At 70.3% G+C, this 6442-nt stretch carries 3 protein-coding genes; 1 reads left to right on the top strand and 2 read right to left on the bottom strand.

The annotated features are described in order from the left end of the window. Positions 1–32: 32 nt before the first annotated feature. Together glgX and VFZ20_RS25080 are read right to left on the bottom strand one after the other, a co-directional pair. Positions 33–2192, bottom strand: a complete 2160-nt coding sequence (gene glgX / locus VFZ20_RS25085) for a glycogen debranching protein GlgX (protein ID WP_349264128.1) — start codon at positions 2190–2192, stop codon at positions 33–35. After that, the gene (locus VFZ20_RS25080; RefSeq protein ID WP_329686700.1) at positions 2108–2527 is read right to left on the bottom strand and encodes a hypothetical protein; all 420 of its coding nucleotides are present in this window, start codon (positions 2525–2527) and stop codon (positions 2108–2110) included. The genes glgX and VFZ20_RS25080 overlap by 85 nt, the downstream gene beginning before the upstream one ends. A gap of 977 nt (positions 2528–3504) precedes the next feature. On the opposite strand from VFZ20_RS25080, the gene treY reads away from it, so the two are divergent. Further along, positions 3505–6399, top strand: coding sequence for a malto-oligosyltrehalose synthase (treY, locus tag VFZ20_RS25075; RefSeq protein ID WP_329686699.1), 2895 nt, complete (start codon positions 3505–3507; stop codon positions 6397–6399). The last annotated feature ends 43 nt before the right edge of the window (positions 6400–6442 follow it).

Genomic DNA, 6442 nt, shown 5'->3' with positions numbered 1-6442 from the left:
CCCGGCTCAACAACCATCGTGCCGCGGCGGAATCACTCCAGGATCCCGTCCTCCACCAGCACCACCATCGACCGCCCCTCCAGCGTGAGCGTTTCCCCGTCCGGCAGGCAAAAGTGGCGCTCCGGCAGCTCCGGGCGCGCCGTGTCCAGCAGCACGCACCACCCCCGCGACCGCCCGAAGTCCGGCAGGGTAAAGTCCATAGGCGCGCCGTCGGCGTTGAAGAGCAGCAGGAAGTTCTCGTCCGTGATCTGCTCGCCGCGGTCGCTCCACTCCTCCATGGCCTCGCCCCCCAGCGCCATGCCGAAGCAGCGCACGTAGCCGGCCGTCCACGCCTGGTCCGTCATCTCCCGGCCGTCGGGGCTCAGCCACACGATGTCGCGCACCTCGCTGCCCCGGATCTCGCGCCCGCGAAAGAAGCGCCGCCGGCGAAAGGTGGGATGCTCACGCCGCAGCCGGGCCACGCGCCGCGTGAACTCCAGCAGCTCCTGGTCGCGCTCGGAGAGGTCCCAGTGGATCCAGCTGGTCTCGTTGTCCTGCGCGTACGCGTTGTTGTTGCCGCCCTGCGTGCGCCCCATCTCGTCGCCGGCGCACAGCATGGGCACGCCCTGCGAAAGCAGCAGCGTCGACAGGAAGTTGCGCTTTTGCCGCTCGCGGACGCGGATGATGTCGGGCCGGTCCGTGGGGCCCTCCACGCCAAAGTTGTACGACAGGTTGTGGTTGTCGCCGTCGCGGTTGCTTTCGCCGTTGGCCTCGTTGTGCTTGTAGTTGTAGCTCACGAGGTCGTTGAGCGTGAACCCGTCGTGCGCCGTGACGAAGTTGATGCTGGCGTGGGGCCGGCGCCCGTCGTTCTCGTACAGGTCGCTGCTGCCCGTCAGGCGGTAGCCCAGCTCGCCCAGGGTGCCGGGGTCGCCGCGCCAGTACGCGCGCACGGTGTCGCGGTACTTGCCGTTCCACTCGGCCCACAGCACGGGAAAGTTGCCCACCTGGTATCCGCCCTCGCCCACGTCCCACGGCTCGGCGATGAGCTTTACGCGGCTCAGGACGGGGTCCTGGTGGATGACGTCGAAGAACGACGACAGCCGGTCCACCTCGTGGAGCTCGCGGGCCAGCGTGGACGCCAGGTCAAAGCGGAACCCATCGACGTGCATCTCCTGCACCCAGTAGCGCAGGCTGTCCATCACCAGCTGCAGCGTTTGCGGATGGCGCAGGTTGAAGGAGTTGCCCGTGCCCGTGTAGTCCATGTACAGGCGCGGGTTTCCGGGAACCAGGCGGTAGTACGTGGCGTTGTCGATGCCCTTGAACGACAGCGTGGGCCCCAGGTGGTGCCCCTCGGCCGTGTGGTTGTAGACCACGTCCAGGATGACCTCGATGCCCGCCGCGTGCAGCGCGCGCACCATCTCCTTGAACTCGCGCACCTGCCGCCCGTAGTCGCGCACGCTGGCGTAGCGGCCGGCGGGGGCAAAGAAGTTGAGCGTGTTGTAGCCCCAGTAGTTGCGCAGCCCCTTGTTCACCAGGAACAGGTCGTCCACGATCTCGTGCACGGGCAGCAGCTCCAGCGCCGTGATGCCCAGCGACGTCAGGTGCTGGATGATGGCGGGGTGCGCCAGGGCGGCGTAGGTGCCGCGGATCTCCTCCGGCACGTCGGGATGCAGCATCGTCAGCCCCTTGACGTGCGCCTCGTAGATCACCGTCTCGTGCCAGGGCACGCCCGGCGGCGCGTCGCCCCCCCAGTCAAAGTCGTCGGCCAGGACCACGCCCTTGGGGACGCCCCGCGCGTCATCCTCGTCGTCCAGCACCCAGTCCTCGCCGGGCTGGTCGAACGGGTAGGCGAACGGATGATGCTCGTACAGCACCCGGCCGGCCAGGGCGCGGGCGTAGGGGTCCACGAGCAGCTTGAACGGGGTGCAGCGCTTGCCGCGGCTGGGGTCGTACGGGCCGTTGATGCGGTAGCCGTAGTAGGTGCCGGGGCGCAGGTCCGGCACGTAGCCGTGCCACACGAACGCCGTGCGCTCGCGCAGGCGGTAGGTGCGCGCGGGCTCCGGGTCCCCGGGCTGGCGGTAGACGCACAGCACCACGTCCACGGCGAGCTCGGAGTAGATGGCGAAGTTCACCCCGTGCCCGTCCCACGTGGCGCCCAGGGGATACGGCCGGCCGGGCCACGCCGTGCGGGCATCGTCCAGCAGCCCGGGCACGTACAGCTCCGGCCGCCGCCGCTCCGCCGGCGCCGCCGGGCCAAACGGGCTGGGCACGCGCCGCCGTCCGCCAGCCCCGCCGCCGCGTCCTCGTCCATCCCATCCTCATCGGCCGCGTCGGCTTCGGGCGCGGCGGAGGGCACGCCGGACCCGTCCAGCGTCAGCACGGGCGCGCTGCCGGCCTCGTCCGCGGGCTGCCCATCGCGGTGCATGTCCGGCGCGGCGAAGGTCCGCGCGTCGCCGTGCTCGCCGGACGCGAGCGCGTGCGGGTCGGCGGGCCCGGGCGGAGGGGGATCGGCGCGGGGCTCGAAGGGGTTGGGATCGTCGAAGTGCATCCGGCTGCTTTCGGTCTATCGGCTGAGCATCCGCCGTGGCGCGCATCATCGCCCGGGATCGGCGATGGATGCGGCGGCTTCGGTGGATGGATCTCGCGTCAGGATCGCGCCCGACCGCCGATGCGGATGGCGGGTGCGAGGGTGTGTACGCCACCGTACGCGGCGCGCGGGGCCTACAACCTTTCGTCGCGTCGCCCGTTGGACAAGACACCGGACGGCGGCTGCTCCCTCATCGGCCCGGAGGGAAGGATCGGAGCGATAGCCGGCCGCCTGGAGCGAAGGACCGGAAGGTCGACCGATCCGCGGAGTGGCCACACGACAAACTCGGCACGATTCGCAGGGTCGGAGCGATTCGCGTAGTCGGAGCGAGCCGCCGGGTCGAAGCGATCCGCAGGGTCGAAGCAATCGCCGGGTTAGAGCGATTCGCGGAGTCGGCGCCATCCGCGGAGTCGGCGCGAGCCGCGGGGTCGGCGCGATCCGTGGAGTCGGAGCGAGCCGCCGGGTTAGAGCGATTCGCCAAGTCGAAGCGATCCGCGGAGTCGGCGCGATCTGCGGAGTCGGCGCGATCTGCGGAGTCGGCGCGATTCGCGGAGTCGGCGCGACCTGCGGAGCCCGCGCGCCAGGAGCGAATGAATTCGCCGCTGGAACTTCGCGAAGTCCGCCTGCGCGGACTGCCCCAGCGGGGTCGCCTCGTGTGCACCGGCGGCCCTTATCGAGCAGTTGAAGCCTCACGCAGTTTGTGAGGCTTTCCGCGGGGGTGCGGCGGCTTCAGCCGCTCCGGCTCGAAGGCGGCCACCGTGCCGTCGCAGGCCGTCCCCTGTACCTGTCCCCCGTACCCCGACGTTCCCGCAGTTGCAGGCTATTCCCTATTCCCTGTTCCCTATTCCCTGCTGTTCCAGGCAGTTCCAGCCTGTGCCCGGTTCTTGCTCCGCCCCCCCGCCCAAAGGCATTCCCCCCGGACCGGACCGAGCCCCAGCATGAACCCGACGGAGCAGAGCAGCGCGGCCCCCGGCACGCGCGTACCCACCGCCACGTACCGCATCCAGTTCAACGCGGGCTTCACGTTCAGGCAGGCCACGGAGATCGTGCCGTACCTGGCCGATCTGGGCGTCAGCGACCTGTACGCGTCACCGTACCTGCAGGCGCGCCCCGGCAGCCTGCACGGGTACGACATCGTGAACCACGCGTCGCTCAACCCCGAGATCGGCACGGAGCACGACCACGCGCGCATGTCGGCCGCGCTGCGAGAGCACGGACTGGGCCACCTGCTGGACATCGTGCCCAACCACATGGGCATCGCCGGCGGCGCCAACGCGTGGTGGATGGACGTGCTGGAGAACGGCTGGAGCAGCCCGTACGCGTCGTTCTTCGACGTGGACTGGCAGCCCCGCAAACCGGAGCTGGCGGGCAAGGTGCTGCTCCCCGTGCTGGGCGACCAGTACGGCCAGGTGCTGGAGCGGGGCGAGCTGCGGCTGGCCTTCGAGGACGGCGCGTTCCGGCTGAACTACTTCGAGAACTGGTTCCCCGTGGCGCCCGCCAGCACGGGCGTGGTGCTGCGGCTGGCCCTGGAGCAGCTGGACGGCGTGCTGGAGACGGAGCACCCGGACCGCATGGAGCTGGAAAGCGTGGCCACGGCCCTGCAGCGGCTTCCCGCGCGGCGACACGACGACCCCGCCAACGTCGCCGAGCACCGGCGCGAGAAGGTCGTCACCCAGCGCCGCCTGTCCGCGCTGTACCAGCAGTCCGCCCCGGTGCGCGACGCGCTGGACGCGGCCCTCGTCATCTACAACGGCACCGCGGGCGACCCGCGCTCGTTCGACCGGCTGGACGCGCTGCTGGGCGAGCAGTCGTACCGGCTGGCGTTCTGGCGCGTGGCGGCGGAGGAGATCAACTACCGGCGCTTCTTCGACGTCAACGACCTGGCCGGCGTGCGCGTGGAGCAGGCCAGCGTCTTCCAGGAGACGCACCGGCTGATCCTTCGGCTGGTCCGCGAGGGCAAGGTCACGGGGCTGCGCATCGACCACCCCGACGGCCTGTTCCACCCCCGCGAGTACCTGCGCGACCTGCAGCGCGAGACGGTGGGCATTCCCCCCGCGGAGCCGTTCTACATCCTCGTCGAGAAGATCCTCACGGGCACCGAGCCGCTGCCCGAGGACTGGCCCGTGGCGGGAACGGTGGGCTACGAGTTCCTCAACGAGGTCAACGGCCTGTTCGTGGATCCGCGCAACGAGGAAAGGATGGACGCCATCTACCGCGCCTTCACGGGCGCGCGGATGGAGTTCACGGACCTGGTCTACGAGAAGAAGCGGCTCATCCTGCGCTCGTCGCTCATCAGCGAGCTGACGGTGCTTACGACCATGCTGGACCGCATCAGCGAGCGCAACCGCTGCTCGCGCGACTTTACCTGGGGCGCCCTGCGCGACGCCCTGCGCGAGGTGGTGGCGTGCTTTCCCGTCTACCGCACCTACGTGGACGCCTTCGCGGGGCAGGTGCACGACCGCGACCGCCAGTACGTGGACCTGGCCGTCAGGCGCGCCAAGCGGCGCAACCCAGGCACCAGCGCGTCCATCTTTGACTTCGTGCGCAACACGCTGCTGCTGCACTGGCCCGAGGCGCTGGACGAGGAGGCGCGCCGCCAGCACGCCGGCTTCGTGATGAAGTTCCAGCAGCTCACGGGGCCCGTGATGGCCAAGGGCGTGGAAGACACGGCGTTCTACGTCTTCAACCGCCTGGTGTCGCTCAACGAGGTGGGCGGCGAGCCGGACCGCTTTGGGCGGACGCCGGAGGAGTTCCACCTGGCCATGCTGGACCGCGCGCAGCGCTGGCCGCACGCCCTGTCGTCCAGCAGCACGCACGACACCAAGCGCAGCGAGGACGTGCGCGCGCGCATCAACGTGCTGTCGGAGATCCCGGAGTTGTGGGCGCAGCGGGTGGAAGCGTGGGCCGGCTTCAACGCGCGCCACAAGCAGAAGTCGGAGGACGGGCACGCCATCCCCGACCCCAACGACGAGTACCTGCTGTACCAGACGCTCGTGGGCGCGTGGCCCTTTGACGAGGTGGACGACCAGGCGCGGCAGGACCTCGTCTCGCGGCTGCAGGCGTACATGGAAAAGGCCACGCGCGAGGCCAAGACGCACACCAGCTGGATCAACCCCGACGCCGCGTACGACGAGGGACTGGCCGCCTTCGTGGCCGCCATCCTGGAGCCGGACAACGACGCGTTCCTTGACGACTTCCTTCCCTTCCAGCGGATGGTGTCGCGGGTGGGGATGGTGAACGCGCTCGCCCAGACGCTGCTCAAGCTCACGGCGCCCGGCGTGCCGGACGTCTACCAGGGACAGGAGACGTGGGACTTTTCCCTCGTCGATCCGGACAACCGGCGGCCCGTGGACTACGACCAGCGCCGCGCCCTGCTCGATTCCCTTGCGTCGCGCGCGGAAGAGGTGGACGGGGCGGCGCTGGCGCGGGAGCTGGTGGAGGGATGGCAGGACGGGCGGATCAAGCTGCACCTGCACCAGCGCGCCCTGCGCCTGCGCGCGGCCCTGCCGGACGTGTTCGGCGCGGGGGCGTACGTGCCGCTGACGCCGGAGGGCGAACGCGCGGAGCACGTCGTCGCCTTCGCGCGGACGGCGGAGGGCGCGGCGGCCATCACCGTCGTGCCGCGCCTGCCGGGGACGATGACGCGCGACCGCGACTTCGCGCTCCCCGAGGCGCGCGACTGGCACGGCACGCGCGTCCCCCTGCCGGACGAGCTGGCGGGCCGCTACCGCAACGTGCTCACGGGCGAGGAACTGCGCGTGGGCGACAAGGGGCTGGACGTGTCCGTGCTCTTCGCCGCCTTCCCCGTGGCCCTGCTCGAGCGCATCGACTGACGAACGGCAACTGCATTCTCACGCAGAGCCGCGGAGGACGCAG

It is taken from the genome of Longimicrobium sp., assembly GCF_036280135.1.
Classification (GTDB): Bacteria; Gemmatimonadota; Gemmatimonadetes; order Longimicrobiales; family Longimicrobiaceae; genus Longimicrobium.
This window is presented reverse-complemented; position numbering and strand designations above follow the sequence as displayed.

What these genes read in the sequence shown, in the direction of transcription:
- VFZ20_RS25080 (WP_329686700.1), bottom strand. Translation starts at nt 2,527, where the DNA reads ATGCACTTCGACGATCCCAACCCCTTCGAGCCCCGCGCCGATCCCCCT.
- treY (WP_329686699.1), top strand. Translation starts at nt 3,505, where the DNA reads ATGAACCCGACGGAGCAGAGCAGCGCGGCCCCCGGCACGCGCGTACCC.